Raw genomic sequence first — 19,334 nt, 5'->3', positions numbered from 1 at the left:
AATGACTCCAACCCAAGGGCAGAACCAGCAGAACCTCCTGGAACAATACGGTCCGCGCGAAGCCATGGAATACGACGTGGTGGTGGTCGGCGGCGGCCCGGCCGGCCTGGCGGCGGCGATCCGGCTGAAACAGCAGGCAGCAGAAACAGGCCGCGAGGTATCGGTCTGCGTGCTGGAAAAAGGCAGCGAAATCGGCGCCCATATCCTGTCCGGCGCGGTGATGGACCCGCAGGCGCTGACCGAACTGCTGCCAGACTGGAAACAGCTGGGCGCGCCGCTGACCACCGAAGTCAGCGAAGACCGCTTCCTGTTCCTGACCGAGAAAAAAGCCTACAAGACGCCGAACTGGATGCTGCCGGCCTGTTTCCAGAACCATGGCAATTACGTCATCTCGCTGGCCAACGTGGTGCGCTGGCTGGGGCAGCAGGCGGAAATCCTGGGCGTGGAGATTTTCCCGGGCTTCCCGGCGGCCGAAGTGCTATACAACGAGGATGGCTCGGTCAAGGGCGTCGCCACCGGCAACATGGGCGTCGACCGCCATGGCCAGCCTACCGACGCCTTCCAGCTGGGCATGGAACTGCACGCCAAGTACACCTTGTTTGCCGAAGGCGCGCGCGGCCACCTGGGCAAGCAGCTGATGGCGAAGTTCGACCTGAACAAGGGCAAGGATCCACAGACCTATGCAATCGGCATCAAGGAACTATGGGAAATCGATCCCAAGCTGCACCAGCCGGGCCTGGTCGTGCATACCGCGGGCTGGCCGCTGGATACCCAGACCTACGGCGGTTCTTTCCTGTACCACCTGGAAAACAATCAGGTCGCGGTCGGCTACGTGGTCGGCCTGGCTTACGAAAACCCCTACCTGTCGCCTTACGAAGAATTCCAGCGCTACAAGACGCACCCGGAAATCAGCAAGTTTTTCCAGGGCGGCAAGCGCATTTCCTACGGCGCCCGCGCGATTACCGCCGGCGGCCTGCAATCGCTGCCCAAGCTGACCTTCCCTGGCGGCGCCCTGATCGGCTGCGATGCCGGCTTCCTCAACGCCAGCCGCATCAAGGGCAGCCACGCCGCCATCAAGACCGGCATGCTGGCCGCCAACGCCGCGTTCGAAGCGCTGGGCAACAACCGTCAGTTCGACGAGCTGACGGCTTATAGCGAGGCATTTGAACAGTCCTGGCTGCACCAGGAACTGCACAAGGCACGCAACTTCAAGCCGTGGATGAGCAAGGGCCTGTATCTCGGCACGTTGATGGTCGGCATCGACCAGGTGGTGTTCGGCGGCAAGGCGCCATGGACCCTGCGCCACACCCATGCCGACCACGAATGCCTGAAGCCGGCCGCCAATTACGCGCCGATCAAGTATCCGAAGCCGGACGGCAAGCTGACCTTCGACCGCCTGTCGTCGGTGTTCATCTCCAACACCAACCATGCCGAAGACCAGCCTATCCACCTGACGCTGAAAGACCCGAACGTGCCGGTCAACGTCAACCTGCGCGACTATGCCGGGCCGGAAGCGCGCTACTGCCCTGCCGGCGTGTATGAATTCGTGACCAATGAAGACAATACCGAGCGGCTGCAGATCAATGCGCAAAACTGCGTGCATTGCAAAACCTGCGACATCAAGGATCCGACGCAGAATATCGTGTGGGTGACGCCGGAAGGCGGCGGCGGGCCGAACTATCCGAATATGTAATCCGACGAGGCGTAGGGTGGGCACGCCTTTGTGCCCACGCGTGACCGCAATAACCGGAGTACAGATCCGCGCGGCACAGAAGAAATAGGCATGTGCGTAGCGTTAATTCACGCGTGGGCATGATGTGCCCACCCTACGGCAGTTTCCAATCGCCGGCGACAATTTTTTCAAGCCAGAAGGTGCCGATCACGGTTTTGACGTCGGTCACCTTTCCTTCCCTCACCCAGCTCAGCATGTCCGCCAGCGGCGCCTTGAAGACATCCAGGAATTCGCCATCGTCCAGCTTGCGCTCGCCACCGACCAGGCCGCGCGCCAGGTACAGCTCCAGGTGCTCATCGGAATAGGCAATCGCATTGTGGATGGTGCAGACGTGCTGCCATTCGGTCGCGGTATAACCAGTCTCTTCCAGCAATTCGCGCTTGGCGCAGTCCAGGTGATCTTCGCCCGAATCGATTTTCCCGGCCGGATATTCAATGAACACGCGCTCCAGCGGATAACGGTATTGGCGTTCAAGCAAGACCGAACCATCTTCGAACAGCGGCAGGATGACTACTGCACCAGGGTGCTTGATGTATTCGCGCGTGGTCGCTTTGCCGTCGGGCAGCTGCACCGTATCGCGCTGCACTTTGAGGAAGTCGCCGTCATAAGCTTCGGCGCTGGCGATCCGGGTTTCTATCAGGTGACTATCCATGCGGGAACTCCGAGGAAAGATAAGGCAGACGAGTGGAAGATTGTAATGCAGGCGCTGGCTGCGGGCCGAGCCGCCAGGCAGGAAGCCAGGTCAGCGATGCTTCTTCAAGTAACGCAGCACGTAGCCGGGATAGGCCAGCACCAGGAACATGCAGCCGGTCACGGCATAAAATTCCCAGCCCTGGCGAAAGGTATTGCCGATATTCGCTTCCAGCACATAGGCAAACAAACCAACCAGCGCATACAGGGCAAACAGCTCAAGCAAACGCACCCAGACCGGCTTGACCGCTGCCTGGCCGCCGGACTTGAGCGGCACCAGGGCGAACAGGCGTTCGTTGATAAACGGCAGGTTGGCAGCCAGCAGCGCCAACAGGATCACGAACCAGCTGGAGAGAGAAACATTCACAGGGTTACTGCACTACTCTGCCGAGGAATGAGGTCAAGGTCTTCACGATGGCTGCAGTGGTGGCATCCATCAGCCAGCCTGGCCACAAGCCCAACACCAGCACCGCCAGGCCGTTCAGGCTGAGCAACACGCGCACATCGAGGTGGGCGACGATCGGCGAGCTGTCTTGCGGCTCGTCAAAATACATCAGCTTGATCACGCGCAGGTAGTAGAAGGCGCCGATCAGCGAGAACAGCACTGCCACAATCACCAGCCAGAGCTGGCCGCTGCCGGTGCCGAGCACAGCCTGCAGCACGGACAACTTGGCGTAGAAACCCATCATCGGCGGAATCCCCGCCAGCGACAGCATCAGGACCAGCATTACCGCGGCGAACCACGGGCTGCGCTGGTTCAAGCCTTTGAAGTCGTCCATGTTTTCCGCTTCGAAACCGGAGCGCGCCAACAGCATGATGACGCCGAAGGTACCGAGCGTGGTCATCACGTAAGTGATTGCATAAAACATGGCCGAGCTATACGCATTGGCGGTCGAAAACAGGTTGCCGTCGACCACGCCGGCCAGCAGGCCGAGCAGCATGAAGCCCATGTGGGAAATGGTCGAATACGCCAGCATGCGCTTGATATTGGTCTGGGCAATCGCAGTGATGTTACCGATCGCCATCGACAGCACCGCCAGCACGGTCAGCATTTGCTGCCAGTCGGTCGCCAGCGGCAACAGCGCCTCCACCAGCAGGCGGAAACAAATCGCAAAAGCCGCCAGCTTGGGCGCGCCGCCCAGCAGCAGGGTAACCGCAGTTGGTGCGCCCTGGTAGACGTCAGGCACCCACATGTGGAACGGCACGGCGCCCAGCTTGAACGCCAGGCCGGCGACGATGAACACCACGCCGAACAGCAGCACGGTCGGGTTGATGCCGCCGGAAGATGCGGCGCGGGTGACTTCAATCAGGTCGAGCGAACCGGTGGCGCCGTACAGCATCGACATCCCGTACAGCAGGAAACCGGAAGCCATCGCGCCCAGCACGAAATATTTCATGGCTGCTTCAGTCGCGCCGGCGCTGTCGCGCCGCAACGCCACCAGCGCATACAGCGACAGCGACATCAGTTCCAGGCCGAGGTAGATGCTGAGGAAATTGCTGCCCGAGATCATCACCATCTGGCCCAGCAGGGTAAACAGCGCCAACGGGTAGAACTCGCCGCCGAGATGGCCGCCGACCATGCCGCGCTCGCTCACATAACGGCGCGAATACACAAGCGTGATCGCCACCGCCACGTAAGACACCAGCTTCAGCAGGCTGCTCAGCGGATCCGAGACGAACATGTTGTGGAAGGTGTAAACCGTCTCCCCGCTTTGGAATGCGCCAAACGTCAATACGAAACACACGGCCAGCACGGCCAGCGTCAGGTAATAGGTAAGGTAGCGCTTGGCATCCGAAACGAACATATCGATCAGCAGCACGACCGAAGTCGCAATCAGCAGAAAGATTTCCGGATAAACAGGGATCAGATTCATGTTATTCATTTATTTGCCGCTTATTTTTATGCAACGCTTGCGCTGTGTAATCAGTTTAACTTGGTAACCGCGACATGCTTCAACAGGTCGGCCACCGATACTTGCATCGCATCGGTGAACGGCGCCGGATACACGCCCATCGCAATGACGGCGATCGCCAGCACACCCAGCATGACGAACTCACGCTTGTTCAGGTCCAGCATTTCTTTCACATGCGAATTGGTGATGGCGCCGAACACCACGCGCTTGACCAGCCACAGCGAATACGCCGCGCCCAGGATCAAGGCGGTCGCCGCCAGCAGGCCGATCCAGAAATTGAACTTGACCGCACCCAGGATCACCATGAACTCGCCGACGAAACCGGAGGTGCCCGGCAGGCCGGAATTGGCCAGCGAGAACAGCACGAACAAGGCGGCGAAACGCGGCATGACGTTGACCACGCCGCCGTATTCGGCGATCTGGCGGGTATGCATGCGGTCGTACAGGACACCGATGCAAAGGAACATCGCGCCCGATACAAAACCGTGCGAGATCATTTGCACGATGCCGCCCTGCAGGCCGATATCGTTGAAAATGAAGAAACCGAGGGTAACAAAACCCATGTGAGCGATCGACGAATAGGCGATCAGCTTTTTCATGTCGTTCTGCACCAGCGCCACCAGGCCGATATAAATGACCGCGATCAGCGACAGGGTGATGATGAAACCGGCCAGGTAGTGGCTGGCGTCAGGCGTGATCGGCAGCGAGAAACGCAGGAAGCCGTAGCCGCCCAGCTTCAGCATGATGGCCGCCAGCACCACGGAACCACCGGTCGGCGCTTCCACGTGGGCATCCGGCAGCCAGGTATGCACCGGCCACATCGGCACCTTGACGGCGAACGCCATCAGGAACGCCAGGAAAATCAGGATCTGCGCGGTCATCGTCAGCGGCAGCTGGTGCCAGGTCAGGATCTCGAAACTGCCGCCCGACTGGATGTACAGGTACAGCAAGGCGATCAGCATCAGCAGCGAACCCATCAGGGTGTACAGGAAGAACTTGATCGCGGCATAGACGCGGTTGGCGCCGCCCCAGACGCCGACGATGATGAACATCGGAACCAGCGTGGCTTCGAAAAACACGTAGAACAGCATGCCGTCCAGCGCGCAGAAGACGCCGATCATCAGGCCCGACAGGATCAGGAAAGCACCCATGTACTGCGCGACTTTTTTCTCGATCACCTGCCAGGCGGAAATCACCACCAGCACTGTAATGAACGCTGTCAACGGCACGAACCACAGCGAAATGCCGTCGATGCCGAGGTAGTAATTGACGTTAAAACGGTCGATCCAAGTGGTTTTTTCAACAAACTGCATGCCGTGGAAGGCATTGTCGAAGCCGCAGACCAGAGGCAGCGTCACTACGAAGCTGACCGCTGCGCCGAGCAGCGACAGCCAGCGCACCAGGGTTGGATTATCGTCGCGGCCTACTGCCAGGACCAGGATACCGAACGCGACCGGACACCAGATCGCGAGGCTGAGAAGAGGGAAAGTTGACATATTTGTTATTGATCTAACCTAACTGAGTTTGCTTCGCCAGCTTATTTGGCAAACGGAAACGGCATGAACCAAACCAGGAAACCCAGCACCCCGATAATCATCACGAATGCATAGTGATAGATGTATCCGGACTGCCAGAGACGGGTGATTTTCGAGAACCAGCTGACTGCCTTGGCGCTGCCGTTGACGATCAGGCCGTCGATCAGGCCACGGTCGCCGGCATTCCACAAGCCGCGGCCGAGCAGGCGGGCACCGCCGGCAAACACCACATCGTTGAACTTGTCCATATAGTATTTGTTGTCGAGCAGCGTGAAGATCGGACCGGCCTTCTGCTTGATCGCCGCCGGCAGGCGCGGGTTGACCATATAGCAGTAGTACGCCGCCGCCACGCCGGCGATCGCCAGCCACAACGGCGCCGAGGCGAAAGCATGGCTGACCATGCTGACCGGACCCTGGAATTCATGGCGCAGCTCTTCCATGGCATGGTGCGCTTCGTTGACGAAAATCACGTCCTTGAAGAAGCTGCCGTACAACATCGGCTCGATCGCCAGGAAACCGATGACGGCCGACGGAATCGCCAGCAGGATCAGCGGCAAGGTCACCACCCAAGGCGACTCCTGCGGCTTCTGGCCGGGAGCCAGGCCGTGGTGCTCGTGTTCATCTTCTTCGTCGTGATGATCGACATGGGCGCCGTGTGCATCGTGTGCGGCGTGCGCATCATTGGCGGCATGTGCTGCGTGAGCGTCGTGGGCCTTGCCGAAGCGCTCTTCGCCATGGAACACCATGAAGTACATGCGGAACGAGTAGAAAGCCGTGACAAACACGCTGGCCAGCACGGCGAAATAAGCAAAACCGGAACCGAACAGGGTCGATGCATGCGCCGCTTCGATGATGCTGTCCTTCGAATAGAAACCGGAGAAGAACGGCGTACCGATCAGCGCCAGCGAGCCGACCAGCGAAGTGATCCAGGTGATCGGCATATATTTGCGCAGGCCGCCCATGTTGCGCATGTCCTGGTCGTGGTGCAGGCCGATGATGACAGAACCGGCGCCAAGGAACAGCAAGGCCTTGAAGAAAGCGTGCGTCATCAGGTGGAATACCGCCACCGAGTAGGCCGATGCGCCCAGGGCCACGGTCATGTAGCCGAGCTGCGACAGGGTCGAATAAGCCACCACGCGCTTGATGTCGGTCTGGATCACGCCGAGGAAACCCATGAACAAGGCGGTAATCGAGCCGATGATCAGGATGAACGACAAGGCGGTGTCGGACAGTTCAAACAGCGGCGACATGCGGGTCACCATGAAGATGCCGGCGGTCACCATGGTAGCGGCGTGGATCAGTGCGGAAATCGGGGTCGGGCCTTCCATCGAATCCGGCAGCCAGACGTGCAGCGGAAACTGCGCCGACTTGCCCATGGCGCCGATGAACAGGCAGATGCAGGCAACCGTCAGCAGCATCCAGTCGCTGCCCGGCAGCGTCAATTGCGCCAGCATGCCTTTTTGCGCGAACACTTCGCTGTAGTTCATCGAACCGGAATACGCCAGCAGCAGGCCGATGCCGAGGATGAAGCCGAAGTCGCCGACACGGTTGACCAGGAACGCTTTCATGTTGGCGAAAATCGCGGTCGGACGGGTGTACCAGAAACCGATCAGCAGGTACGACACCAGGCCCACCGCTTCCCAGCCGAAGAACAGCTGCAGGAAGTTGTTGCTCATGACCAGCATCAGCATCGAGAACGTGAACAGGGAGATGTAAGCGAAGAAGCGGTTATAGCCTTCGTCGTCTTTCATGTAGCCGATGGTGTAGATATGCACCATCAGCGAGACAAAGGTCACCACGCACATCATCATGGCCGTCAGGCTGTCGACCAGGAAGCCGATTTCCAGCTTGACGCCGCCGACCGTCATCCAGGTGTACAAGGTGCCGTTGAAGCTGGCGCCGTCGATCACCGCCAGCAAGGTCTGCACGGAAATGATCAGGGCGATCAGCACGCCCAGGATCGTGACCGTGTGCGAGGTCTTGCGACCGACCAGGTTGCCGAAGAATTTGGTGCCGAATAAGCCCGCGATCGCAGCGCCAGCCAGCGGCGCCAACGGTACGGCAAGAAGTAATTGTGGGTTAAGTTGCCCCGCCATGATGAACCTTATCTTTATTCGTTATTTGTTGTCTGCGTATTCCATGTGCCGGCAGCCAGGCCGCCGGCGCCACACCTCGTCAGCCTAGCCCTTCAGGCTGTCCAGATCTTCCACATTGATGGTGTCCAGGTTACGGAACAACGCCACCAGGATGGCCAAGCCAATTGCCGATTCGGCAGCTGCTACCGTGAGGATAAAGAAAACGAAAATCTGCCCTGCCGCATCGCCCAGGTAATACGAGAAGGCGATGAAATTCATGTTCACCGCCAGCAGCATCAGTTCGATTGCCATCAGCAATACGATCAGGTTCTTGCGGTTCAGGAAAATGCCGACGATGCCGATCGAAAACAGGATCGCGCCAAGGATCAGATAATGAGCGAGCGAAATTGCCATATTGCGTCCTTGTTATTTTTGTGGGGCCGCTGGTGCGGCCGGCGGAGTTGCAAGGGGCGCGGCAGGATTCGCGGGCGCGACCGGATCGACCTTGGCTTCCGACTTCATCTTCACGATGCGAACCCGGTCGGTGCTCTTGACCTTGACTGCAGCGGAAGGCGAGAAATACTTGGTGTCCTTGCGGCGGCGCAGCGTCAGGGCTACCGCGGCGACGATCGCCACCAGCAAGATGACGGCGGCGATTTCAAACGCGTACACATATTCGGTGTAGATCAGCTTGCCCAGCTCCTTGGTGTTGCCGATGTTGGCCGAGATGGCGGGAACGTCGGCTTCGGAACCCTGGAAACCGTGGAAGATGACCGCGGCCATTTCCAGCACGATGACCGTGCCGACGGTGGCCGCCAGCGGAAAGTAGCCCCAGAATCCCTCTCGCATCTTGTCGAGGTTAATATCGAGCATCATCACCACGAACAGGAACAGCACCATCACCGCGCCGACATACACCAGCACCAGCACGATGGACAGGAATTCGGCTTTCAGCAGCATCCAGATGCCGGCCGCGGAGAAAAACGACAATACCAGGAACAGCGCGGCGTGCACTGGATTGCGTGCGGTGATTACGCGCAAGGCGGCGATCACCAGCACCACCGAAAACGCGTAGAACAAGAAGGTCTTAAATTCCATAATGGCCTATAAACAAATTGCGAAAGTTAGTTATTTGCGGGACAGAGTTTAAGAGGCGCCGCCGTGCGCCGAATTGCTCTGTACTCAACTGACTAAACAAACGGCTCAATAATTAACGATATGCAGCATCCGCAGCGCGCGCCGCGGCAATCTCGGGTTCGTAGCGGTCGCCCACGGCCAGCAGCATTTCCTTGGTGTAGTACAGATCGCCGCGCTTTTCACCGTGGTACTCCAGGATGTGGGTCTCGACGATCGAATCGACCGGGCAAGACTCTTCGCAGAAACCGCAGAAAATGCATTTGGTCAGGTCGATGTCGTAGCGCGTGGTGCGGCGCGAACCGTCGGCGCGCTGTTCGGACTCGATGGTGATCGCCATCGCCGGGCAAACCGCTTCGCACAGTTTGCAGGCGATGCAGCGCTCTTCGCCGTTCGGGTAGCGGCGCAGCGCGTGCAGGCCGCGGAAACGCGGCGATTGCGGCGTCTTTTCTTCCGGGAACAGCACGGTAATCTTGCGCGCAAACAGGTAACGGCCGGTCAGCCGCAACCCTTTGAGCAACTCCAGCAGCATCAGACTGCCGAAAAAATCCTTGATGGCTTCCATTTTCACTAACCTTCCATTACTTCCAGATATTCCATGGACTTTGAATCCAGGCAGCGACAATCACCAGGTAGGCGAGAATCAAGGGGATGAATACTTTCCAGCCGAGACGCATGATCTGGTCATAGCGATAACGCGGGAACGATGCACGCACCCAGATAAACACCGACAGCATGAAGAAGGTCTTGGCGCCGAGCCAGATCCAGCCCGGGATCCAGTCCAGCATCGCCAGCGGCGAGGCCCAGCCGCCCATGAACAGCAGCGTGGTCAGGATGGAGACCAGGATCATGTTGGCGTATTCGGCCAGGAAGAACATCGCGAACGACATGCCCGAGTACTCGATCATGTGGCCGGCAACGATTTCCGACTCGCCTTCCACTACGTCGAACGGGTGACGGTTGGTTTCGGCAATGCCCGAAATGAAATAGATCAGGAACACCGGCAGCAGCGACAGCCAGTTCCACGACAGGAACGCAGCGCCGTGATCGTAGAAATAACCTTTGCTTTGCGCCATCACTATATCGGTCAGGTTCAGGCTGCCGGACACCATCAGCACGATCACCAGGGCGAAGCCCATCGAAATTTCGTAGGACACCATCTGCGCCGAAGCGCGCATCGCGCCGAGGAAGGCGTACTTGGAGTTGGAAGCCCAGCCGGCGATGATCACGCCGTAGACTTCCATCGAAGTGATCGCCATCACGAACAGCAGGCCGGCGTTGACGTTGGCCAGCACGGTTTCCGGACCGAACGGCACCACTGCCCAGGCGGCCAGCGCCGGCATGATGGTCATGATCGGTGCGATGAAGAACAAGACCTTGTTGGCGCGCGCCGGCAAGGTGACTTCCTTCAGCAGCAGCTTGAGGGCGTCGGCGATCGGCTGCAGCAGACCGGCCGGACCGACCCGGTTAGGGCCGAGGCGGATATGCATCCAGCCGATCAGCTTGCGCTCCCAGTAAGTCATGTAGGCCACGCACAGCAGCAGCGGCACGACGACGACGATGATCTTGATCAGGTTCCAGATCAGCGGCCAGATGAAGCCGAACCAGTCGGCGCCGGTGGCATTGATGGCAGCGATGAAATGATCCATCATGCTTTCTCCACTACGATAGAACCAAACATTGCGCCCAGTGCCGCGGTCGAGGCATGCGAAGCTGCGACGCGTACCACGTTTTCCGGCAACGCAGGATCAATCGCCGCCGCCAGCGCGGCAGCGCCCTGCCCTTGTTTGAGATTGACGCGGTCGCCGGCGGCGATGCCCAGTTTTGCCGCCAGCGCAGCAGACAGCCATGCTTGCGGCGCCTGGCCGTCCACGGTCTCTTGCAGCGAAACGGCGCGACGCACTACGGCGTCGCCAAAATAGATAGGCACGTCAGCGATGCGTTCCAGCGCGCCGTCGGCGGTTTGCGCCACGGCTTGCGGTTGCAGGTCGCTGATGTTGTTCAGGCGTGCCGCCAGGTTGGCCGCGGCAACTTCGCCGGTGCCCAGCACTTCATCGCGAATCGCTTCCGAAGTGTCGTAGTCGAAACCAGGCAAGCCCAGCAGGTTGCCCAGCACGCGCAGCACTTTCCATGCCGGACGGGCATCGCCCATTGGCCGGACGGTGCCGTTGAAGCTTTGCGCGCGGCCTTCGCAGTTGACAAAAGTGCCGGAAGTTTCGGTGAACGGCGCAATCGGCAGCAGCACGTCGGAGTATTCCGCGCCGTGCTTGTAAGCCGACAAGGTCACAACCATCTCGGCCTGCTTCAGCGCTGCAACAGCAGTTTGCGGATCGAAGCTGTCCAGCTCAGGCTCGGCGTTCAACAACACGTAAGCCTTGTGCGGCTGTGCGAAAATCTGTTGCGCATTGCGGCCCTTGCCCGCGGCAGGCAAGGCGTTGGCCCAGTAGCCGCCGACGGTGTTGCCGGCTTCGGTCAGGTAACCGAACTTGGCGCCGGTCTGCTGTGCAATCCATTGCGCCACTGCGTGCAGCTGCGAAGCTTGCGGATGTTGTGCGGCGGCGTTGCCCAGCAATACTGCCTTGGATTCGCCGGACAGCAGGCTGGCGGCGGTCTGCTTGGCTTCCGCCGAGGCTTCGACATTCTCGAAACCGGCAGGAACCGCAATGCTCTTGGCTTGCGCCACGGCGACCGCGACCTGGCCCAGGGCCGACAGCCAGGCCGACGGCGCCACGATCATCTTGTTGGCGACCGGCATCAGCAGGTCGTCGTCGGTGGCGTGCAGGATGCTCAGCTTGGCGCCGCGCTTGATGCCCAGGCGCACCCGCGCCGACAGCAGCGGATGATCCTTGCGCAGGAACGAGCCGATGATGAAGGTGCGGTCGAGCTGTGCGAATTCGTTGATCGACATGCCCAGCCATGGCATGACCTTGCCATCCAGCGCGAAGTCGGACTGGCGCAGGCGGAAATCGATGTTTTCCGAACCCAGGCCGCGCGCCACTTTTTGCAGCAGCGACAATTCTTCCAGCGTCGAATACGGAGTGCCGACAGCGGCGATGGCGTCAGCGCCATGCTCGTGGCGGATATTGCGCAGGCCGTGCGCCACATATTCCAGCGCGGTCTGCCATTCGACTTCCTGCCACTTGCCGTCTTGCTTGAGCATAGGCTTGGTCAGGCGCTCGTCGCTGTTCAAGCCTTCATAGGCGAAGCGGTCCTTGTCCGACAGCCAGCATTCGTTGACGTCGTTGTTTTCCAGCGGCAGCACGCGCATCACCTTGCCGGACTTGACTTGCACCACCAGGTTGGCGCCCAGGCCGTCATGCGGGCTGACCGATTTGCGGCGCGACAATTCCCAGGTGCGGGCGCTGTAGCGGAACGGCTTGGATGTCAAGGCGCCGACCGGGCACAGGTCGATCATGTTGCCCGACAGTTCGGAGTTGACGGTCTTGCCGACAAAGGTAGTGATCTCGGAATGCTCACCGCGGCCGACCATGCCGAATTCCATCACACCGGCGATTTCCTGGCCGAAACGGACGCAGCGGGTGCACTGGATGCAACGGCTCATTTCCTGCATGGAGATCAGCGGACCGGCGTCTTTCGGCGCCACTACGCGCTTTTCTTCTTCGTAGCGGGAAGACGATTTGCCGTAGCCGACCGCCAGATCCTGCAGCTGGCATTCGCCGCCCTGGTCGCAGATCGGGCAATCCAGCGGGTGATTGATCAGCAGGAATTCCATCACGCTCTTTTGCGCAGTGGTGGCCTTTTCGCTGGCGGTGCGCACGATCATGCCGGCGGTCACCGGCGTGGCGCAGGCCGGCAGCGCCTTCGGCGCTTTTTCCACCTCGACCAGGCACATGCGGCAGTTGGCCGCGATAGAGAGTTTTTTGTGATAGCAGAAGTGCGGAATGTAAGTGCCAATCTTGTTGGCAGCATCCATTACCATGCTGCCCTCTTGGACTTCCACTTTCTTGCCGTCTATTTCGATTTCAACCATGGCTTTTGCTTTTCTTGCCTAAGTGTTTTGCACGCTGCTTGCGCAGGCTTAAACGTATGCCGGCACCAAGCAATGCTTATGCTCGATGTGATATTCAAATTCTTCGCGATAATTCTTCAGGAAACCGCGCACCGGCATCGCTGCCGCATCGCCGAGCGCACAGATGGTGCGGCCCATGATGTTGCCGGCTACCGTATCCAGCAGATCCATGTCTTCCGGACGGCCGTGGCCGGTTTCAATCCGGTGCACCAGACGGTACAGCCAGCCCGTGCCTTCGCGGCATGGCGTGCACTGGCCGCAGGATTCCTCGAAATAGAAGTACGACAGGCGCAGCAGCGATTTCACCATGCAGCGCGTTTCGTCCATCACGATCACGGCGCCCGAGCCCAGCATCGAGCCAGCCTTGGCGATCGAATCGTAATCGAGGTCGGTGTCCATCATGACGTCGCCCTTGATCACCGGCGCCGACGAGCCGCCAGGGATCACGGCCTTGATCTTCTTGCCGCCGCGCATGCCGCCGGCCAGCTCCATCAGCTTGGCGAACGGCGTACCCAGCGGCACTTCGTAATTGCCCGGCTTTTCGACGTCGCCCGAGATCGAGAAGATCTTGGTGCCGCCGTTGTTCGGCTTGCCGAGTTCCAGGTAGGCTGCGCCGCCCATGTTGAGCAGGAAAGGCACGGCCGCGAAAGTCTCGGTATTGTTGATCGTGGTCGGCTTGCCGTACAGGCCGAAGCTGGCCGGGAACGGCGGCTTGAAGCGCGGCTGGCCCTTCTTGCCTTCCAGCGATTCCAGCAAGGCCGTTTCTTCGCCGCAGATGTATGCGCCGTAGCCATGGAATGCGTGCAGCTGGAAATTGAATTCGCTGCCGAAGATCTTGTCGCCCAGGGCGCCTGCCGCACGGGCCTCGTCCAGCGCTTCTTCGAAGCGCTCGTAGCCGGACCAGATTTCGCCGTGGATGTAGTTGTAGCCGACCGAAATGCCCATGGCGTAAGCGCCGATGGCCATGCCTTCAATCAGCGAATGCGGATTGTAGCGGATGATGTCGCGATCCTTGAATGTGCCAGGCTCGCCTTCGTCGGTGTTGCAGACCAGGTATTTTTGTCCCGGGAACTGGCGCGGCATGAAGCTCCACTTCAGGCCGGTCGGGAAACCGGCGCCGCCGCGGCCGCGCAGCGAACCGGCTTTCAGTTCGGCGATGACTTGTTCCGGGGTGATGCCTTCGGAGAGGATGCGCTTGAGGGCGGTATAGCCGCCGCGCTTGACGTAATCGGCGTAGTGCCAGTTGTCGCCGTCCAGGTTGGCCAGGATCAGCGGATTGATATGACGGTTGTGCAGGCTGGTCATTTGGGGGCTACCTCACTGAGTTCCTGGAGCAAGCCGTCAATCTTTTCGTTCGACATCCAGCTACACATGCGTTTGTTATTCACCAGCAGCACCGGCGCATCGCCGCAGGCGCCCATGCATTCGCCCTCGACCAGCGTGAACAGGCCATCGGCCGTGGTTTCGCGGAAATCGATGCCGAGCTTGTGCTTCAGATGCTCCGCCGCGCGCTCGCCGCCGGACAGCTGGCATGGCAAATTGGTGCAGATGCTGATCTTGTGCTTGCCGACCGGCTTGGTGTTGTACATATTGTAAAAGGTCGCGACTTCCTGCACCGCGATGGCGGGCATGCCCAGGTAGTCTGCGACATCCTGCATGGTTTCCGGCGCCAGCCAGCCCTTTTCATCCTGCGCAATCGCCAGTGCGGCCATCACCGCCGACTGTTTCTGGTCGGCGGGGAATTTCGCTACTTCGCGATCGATCTTTTTGTATGTATCTTGACTTAACAACATGTCGTTGGCCATTCGTGCGCGGTGTTTTGCGCTAGTAGTTAATTAGTAATAACTGCGTGGTAATAACTGCGTAGCAACAGCAGACTACTTAACGGTCAATTTCGCCGAACACGATATCCTGCGTGCCGATGATGGTGACGGCATCGGCGATCATGTGGCCCTTGGCCATTTCGTTCAAACCTTGCAGATGCGGGAAGCCAGGTGCACGGATTTTCAGGCGGTACGGCTTGTTGGCGCCATCGGAGACGATGTAGACGCCGAATTCGCCCTTCGGATGCTCGACCGCGGCATACGCTTCGCCCGGCGGCACATGGAAACCTTCAGTGAAGAGCTTGAAGTGATGGATCAGCTCTTCCATGTTCGATTTCATGTCGATCCGCGACGATGGCGCAACCTTGTGGTTGGTCGTCATCACAGGACCGCTGTTGTTGCGCAGCCATTCTACGCATTGCTTGATGATCCGGTTGGACTGGCGCATTTCTTCCACACGCACCAGGTAGCGGTCGTAGCAGTCGCCGTTCTTGCCGACCGGGATGTCGAAGTCCAGCAAGTCGTACACTTCGTACGGCTGCTTCTTGCGCAAATCCCATTCGACGCCCGAACCGCGCAGCATCGCGCCGGTAAAGCCCATCGCCTTGGCACGCTCCGGCGACACCACGCCGATGCCGACCAGGCGCTGTTTCCAGATGCGGTTGTCGGTCAGCAGCGTCTCGTATTCATCCACGTATTTCGGGAAGCGCACGGTGAAATCTTCGATGAAGTCCAGCAGGGAACCCTGGCGGTTTTCATTCAGGGCGCTGATCGCCTTGGCGTTGCGCACCAGCGACGCCTTGTGCTGCGGCATGGTGTCCGGCAGGTCGCGGTAAACGCCGCCCGGACGGTAATACGCCGCATGCATGCGGGCGCCGGACACTGCTTCGTAGCAATCCATCAAATCTTCGCGTTCGCGGAATGCATACAGCAGCACCGCCATCGCGCCGACGTCCAGCGCATGCGCGCCGATCCACATCAGGTGGTTCAGCAGGCGCGTGATTTCGTCGAACATGACGCGGATGTACTGCGCGCGCAGCGGCACTTCCAGGCCCAGCAGGCGTTCGATCGCCATTACGTAGCCGTGCTCGTTGCACATCATCGACACGTAGTCGAGGCGGTCCATGTAGGGCACGGATTGCAGGTAGGTTTTCTGTTCCGCCAGCTTTTCGGTGCCGCGGTGCAGCAGGCCGATATGCGGGTCGGCGCGCTGGATCACTTCACCGTCGAGCTCCAGCACCAGGCGCAAAACGCCGTGCGCGGCCGGATGCTGCGGGCCGAAGTTCAGCGTGTAGTTCTTGATTTCTGCCATTATTTGATCCCGTAATGTTCTTCACGAATCACCCGCGGCGTAATCTCGCGCGGATCAATCGTTACGGGTTGATAAATTACGCGTTTTTGTTCAGCGTCGTAGCGCATCTCGACATAACCCGACACCGGGAAATCCTTGCGGAACGGATGGCCGATGAAGCCGTAGTCGGTGAGGATGCGGCGCAAGTCGTTATGACCTTCGAACAGGATGCCGAAAAAGTCGAAAGCTTCGCGCTCATACCAGTTGGCCGAGGCCCAGATATCGGTCAGCGAGGCCAGCATCGGCATTTCGTCATCCGGTGCAAACACGCGCACCCGCAGGCGCCAGTTGTGCTCTATCGACAGCAGGTGGGAAACCGCCGCAAAACGGGCGCCGTCCCAGGCGCCGTCGCCATAGGTTGAATAATCGACGCCGCAGAGGTCGATCAGTTCTTCAAAACGGGTATCGGCGTGATCGCGCAGCACGCGCATCGCCGACAGGTAATTCGAAGCCTTGACCACGATCGTGATCTCGCCGAAGGCCACGGCCAGGCTTTGCAGGTCGTCGCCAAGCGCATTGCGCACGGCGGCTTCCAGGGTTTCCAGTTTGGTCGTCATGGTGCTCTCTTAGCGCGCAATCGTATTGGTGCGGCGAATCTTGTTTTGCAGCTGGATGATGCCATACAGCAGCGCTTCCGCAGTCGGCGGGCAGCCAGGCACGTAAATGTCGACCGGCACAATGCGGTCGCAGCCGCGCACCACCGAATACGAGTAGTGATAGTAGCCGCCGCCGTTGGCGCAGGAGCCCATGGAAATCACCCAGCGCGGTTCCGGCATCTGGTCGTACACCTTGCGCAAGGCCGGCGCCATCTTGTTGCACAGCGTGCCAGCCACGATCATCACGTCGGACTGACGCGGCGACGGCCGGAAGATTACACCAAAACGGTCCATGTCGTAACGCGAGGCGCCGGCATGCATCATTTCGACGGCACAGCAGGCCAGGCCGAACGTCATCGGCCACAGCGAACCGGTACGGGTCCAGTTGATCAGTTTGTCAGCAGTAGTGGTGACAAAGCCTTCGTTCAATACACCTTCAATAGACATGGCTTACTCCCAATCCAGAGCGCCGCGCTTCCAGATGTACCAGAAGCCCACCGCGAATTCGGCGATAAACACCATCATCGTGATAAAGCCCTGCCAACCGAGGTCGCGCATGGCAACCCCCCACGGGAAGAAAAATGCGGTTTCCAGATCGAACAAAATGAACAAAATGGCGACAAGGTAATAACGCACATCGAATTTCATGCGCGCGTCTTCGAATGCTTCAAAACCGCATTCGTATGGAGAAGTTTTTTGGGAGTCGGGCCGATGCGGCCCAAGTACACGACCAAGCACTTGCGGGGCAATGCCAACCGCGATACCGATCAGAATAAACAGCAGGACGGGAAAATAATTTTCGAGGTTCACGATTTTGCGCCAGTAGTTTGAACGATTAGCAGAATGATTTGCCGGTTCGAATCCTCAAACCTGACGCCCCCAATCCGGCAAACCACGCCACAAGTTCCTCGACAAAAAGCCAGCGCAGGGGCAACCGTTGCTGGCCTCATATTCTTTGGTGCCGACGGCGAGACTCGAACTCGCACAGCTTTCGCCACTACCCCCTCAAGATAGCGTGTCTACCAATTTCACCACGTCGGCATAAGCGCGTATTTTAACCTGATTTGGTACTTTTGTTCAATGCACAATCGGATTAAAAGTCAGCAATTTCACTGTGGGACTAGTCTTACTTTGGAATTTGATTCGACTGCGCGCTGCCGGTCGACGGTGTCGGCACGGAAGCTGCTGCGCTAGCCGATCCGGAAGCTGCCGCCGGCGCCGCCGATGTATCTGGAATTGCTGCTGCAGGCGCCGCTGTTGCTGGAGTTGCCGCTGCCGGGGCCGAAGCCGCAGGCAGATTTTCCATCACGCCGCCGGTAACCGCCGAACGATGATTCCCCAAGTACACCAATGCCAATGTCGCGATAAAGAAAAGCGCTGCCGCCGCGCCGGTCGACTTCGACAGGAAATTCGAAGAGCCGGTAGCGCCGAACAGGCTGCCGGAAGCGCCGGAGCCGAAAGCCGCGCCCATGTCGGCACCCTTGCCATGCTGCAGCAGCACCAGGCCGATGATCGTCAACGCCGACAACACCTGAACGATGACAATGATGTTAAATACTGTGTTCATTTAATAGATTTCCAAGAAGAGTTAATGCTTTATTTTTACTAAATCCGGACTATCGAACTACCGGGCTGCAGCGACAATCGCCAGAAAATCAACCGCCTTCAACGCTGCGCCGCCAATCAGGCCGCCGTCTATGTCCGGCATGGCCAGCAATTCGGCAGCGTTGTCAGGCTTCATGCTGCCGCCATACAAAATCTTTACTTCAACTGCCGCCGTGGGATTCTTCCCTGCCAGCATGGCGCGCAAGGCCAGGTGCACATCTTGCGCCATCTGCGGCGTCGCTGTCTTGCCGGTGCCGATCGCCCATACCGGCTCATACGCCACCACGATCCGAGCCAGGTCGGCTGCATCCAGCACATCCAGCACCGCCGCCAGCTGCCGCCCTACTACCGCATCGGTCTGGCCGGCTTCACGCTCGACCAGGGTTTCGCCGACGCAGACAATTGGCGTCACACCCGCCAGCAAGGCACGCAGCGCCTTTTGCGCCACCAGTCCGTCGCTTTCCGCGTGATAAGCGCGCCGCTCGGAATGGCCGACGATAACGTAGCGGCAAGCAAAATCCTGCAACATGCTGACCGCAACTTCGCCGGTATAAGCGCCGCCGGCGTGCGCGGAAACGTCTTGTCCGCCCCAGGCAATTGCCGATCCGGCAAGCTCGGCCTGGCATTGCGCGAAATAAGGAGCCGGTGCGCAGATAGCAATATCGCAAGCGGCAACCGCCAGCCCGGCCTTGATTTCCGCCAGTAATGCAGCATTGGCAACCAGACTGCCATTCATTTTCCAGTTACCGGCTACAAGTTTACGACGCATATTTACCGAGGCCCAAGTTTTCAATAACCCGGCATTCTAACGCTTCGCAGGGAAGACGGTCAAACCGGCAGGAAATATAAG

General features: G+C 59.3%; 19 protein-coding genes and 1 tRNA gene. 1 reads left to right on the top strand and 19 read right to left on the bottom strand.

Annotated elements, in window-relative coordinates; translation table 11 throughout:
• Position 1 precedes the first annotated feature (1 nt).
• Positions 2-1,693, top strand: coding sequence for an electron transfer flavoprotein-ubiquinone oxidoreductase (locus tag CFU_RS08310; protein ID WP_014005593.1), 1,692 nt, complete (start codon positions 2-4; stop codon positions 1,691-1,693).
• 133 nt (positions 1,694-1,826) lie between these two features.
• On the opposite strand, the gene CFU_RS08305 is transcribed toward CFU_RS08310, so the two are convergent.
• The 19 genes from CFU_RS08305 to tpiA form a co-directional block, all read right to left on the bottom strand.
• Positions 1,827-2,384 (bottom strand): NUDIX domain-containing protein, encoded by a 558-nt coding sequence (locus tag CFU_RS08305; protein ID WP_014005592.1) that lies wholly within the window; start codon positions 2,382-2,384, stop codon positions 1,827-1,829.
• A 90-nt stretch (positions 2,385-2,474) separates the two neighbouring features.
• The gene (locus tag CFU_RS08300) at positions 2,475-2,789 is read right to left on the bottom strand and encodes a DUF2818 family protein (protein WP_014005591.1); all 315 of its coding nucleotides are present in this window, start codon (positions 2,787-2,789) and stop codon (positions 2,475-2,477) included.
• 4 nt (positions 2,790-2,793) lie between these two features.
• Positions 2,794-4,305 (bottom strand): NADH-quinone oxidoreductase subunit NuoN, encoded by a 1,512-nt coding sequence (nuoN, locus tag CFU_RS08295; protein ID WP_014005590.1) that lies wholly within the window; start codon positions 4,303-4,305, stop codon positions 2,794-2,796.
• 41 nt (positions 4,306-4,346) lie between these two features.
• Positions 4,347-5,831 carry an NADH-quinone oxidoreductase subunit M gene (locus tag CFU_RS08290; RefSeq protein ID WP_014005589.1) on the bottom strand — a complete coding sequence of 495 codons (1,485 nt, stop codon included), beginning with the start codon at positions 5,829-5,831 and terminating at the stop codon, positions 4,347-4,349.
• Between the two features lie 41 nt (positions 5,832-5,872).
• The gene (nuoL, locus tag CFU_RS08285) at positions 5,873-7,966 is read right to left on the bottom strand and encodes an NADH-quinone oxidoreductase subunit L (RefSeq protein WP_014005588.1); all 2,094 of its coding nucleotides are present in this window, start codon (positions 7,964-7,966) and stop codon (positions 5,873-5,875) included.
• Between the two features lie 84 nt (positions 7,967-8,050).
• Positions 8,051-8,359, bottom strand: a complete 309-nt coding sequence (nuoK, locus tag CFU_RS08280; RefSeq protein WP_014005587.1) for an NADH-quinone oxidoreductase subunit NuoK — start codon at positions 8,357-8,359, stop codon at positions 8,051-8,053.
• A gap of 12 nt (positions 8,360-8,371) precedes the next feature.
• Complete coding sequence (locus CFU_RS08275; RefSeq protein WP_014005586.1) at positions 8,372-9,043, bottom strand: NADH-quinone oxidoreductase subunit J; 672 nt, start codon at positions 9,041-9,043, stop codon at positions 8,372-8,374.
• Between the two features lie 112 nt (positions 9,044-9,155).
• On the bottom strand, positions 9,156-9,644 hold the full coding sequence (gene nuoI / locus CFU_RS08270; RefSeq protein ID WP_014005585.1) for an NADH-quinone oxidoreductase subunit NuoI: 489 nt from the start codon (positions 9,642-9,644) through the stop codon (positions 9,156-9,158).
• A gap of 16 nt (positions 9,645-9,660) precedes the next feature.
• Positions 9,661-10,728, bottom strand: a complete 1,068-nt coding sequence (gene nuoH, locus CFU_RS08265) for an NADH-quinone oxidoreductase subunit NuoH (protein WP_041743144.1) — start codon at positions 10,726-10,728, stop codon at positions 9,661-9,663.
• Positions 10,728-13,070, bottom strand: a complete 2,343-nt coding sequence (nuoG, locus tag CFU_RS08260; protein ID WP_014005583.1) for an NADH-quinone oxidoreductase subunit NuoG — start codon at positions 13,068-13,070, stop codon at positions 10,728-10,730. The genes nuoH and nuoG overlap by 1 nt, the downstream gene beginning before the upstream one ends.
• A gap of 48 nt (positions 13,071-13,118) precedes the next feature.
• Positions 13,119-14,414 carry an NADH-quinone oxidoreductase subunit NuoF gene (nuoF, locus tag CFU_RS08255; protein ID WP_014005582.1) on the bottom strand — a complete coding sequence of 432 codons (1,296 nt, stop codon included), beginning with the start codon at positions 14,412-14,414 and terminating at the stop codon, positions 13,119-13,121.
• Positions 14,411-14,914, bottom strand: a complete 504-nt coding sequence (nuoE, locus tag CFU_RS08250; RefSeq protein WP_014005581.1) for an NADH-quinone oxidoreductase subunit NuoE — start codon at positions 14,912-14,914, stop codon at positions 14,411-14,413. Before nuoE ends, nuoF begins: the two co-directional genes overlap by 4 nt.
• Before the next feature lie 76 nt (positions 14,915-14,990).
• Positions 14,991-16,244 carry an NADH-quinone oxidoreductase subunit D gene (locus tag CFU_RS08245; RefSeq protein ID WP_014005580.1) on the bottom strand — a complete coding sequence of 418 codons (1,254 nt, stop codon included), beginning with the start codon at positions 16,242-16,244 and terminating at the stop codon, positions 14,991-14,993.
• Complete coding sequence (locus tag CFU_RS08240) at positions 16,244-16,840, bottom strand: NADH-quinone oxidoreductase subunit C (RefSeq protein WP_014005579.1); 597 nt, start codon at positions 16,838-16,840, stop codon at positions 16,244-16,246. The genes CFU_RS08245 and CFU_RS08240 overlap by 1 nt, the downstream gene beginning before the upstream one ends.
• 9 nt (positions 16,841-16,849) lie before the next feature.
• On the bottom strand, positions 16,850-17,326 hold the full coding sequence (locus tag CFU_RS08235) for a NuoB/complex I 20 kDa subunit family protein (RefSeq protein ID WP_014005578.1): 477 nt from the start codon (positions 17,324-17,326) through the stop codon (positions 16,850-16,852).
• 3 nt (positions 17,327-17,329) lie between these two features.
• Positions 17,330-17,689: an NADH-quinone oxidoreductase subunit A gene (locus CFU_RS08230; protein WP_014005577.1), complete on the bottom strand. Its 360-nt coding sequence runs from the start codon at positions 17,687-17,689 to the stop codon at positions 17,330-17,332.
• Positions 17,690-17,835: 146 nt separating this feature from the next.
• Positions 17,836-17,920: transfer RNA gene (locus CFU_RS08225), tRNA-Leu, on the bottom strand.
• Between the two features lie 85 nt (positions 17,921-18,005).
• A complete protein-coding gene (gene secG, locus CFU_RS08220) occupies positions 18,006-18,446 on the bottom strand; it encodes a preprotein translocase subunit SecG (RefSeq protein ID WP_014005576.1) in 441 nt (146 codons plus the stop codon).
• Positions 18,447-18,503: 57 nt separating this feature from the next.
• Positions 18,504-19,253 carry a triose-phosphate isomerase gene (tpiA, locus tag CFU_RS08215; protein ID WP_081466435.1) on the bottom strand — a complete coding sequence of 250 codons (750 nt, stop codon included), beginning with the start codon at positions 19,251-19,253 and terminating at the stop codon, positions 18,504-18,506.
• Positions 19,254-19,334 lie beyond the last annotated feature (81 nt).

Origin of the sequence: Collimonas fungivorans Ter331 (genome assembly GCF_000221045.1) — a bacterium.
GTDB classification, from domain to species: domain Bacteria; phylum Pseudomonadota; class Gammaproteobacteria; order Burkholderiales; family Burkholderiaceae_D; genus Collimonas; species Collimonas fungivorans_A.
This window is presented reverse-complemented; position numbering and strand designations above follow the sequence as displayed.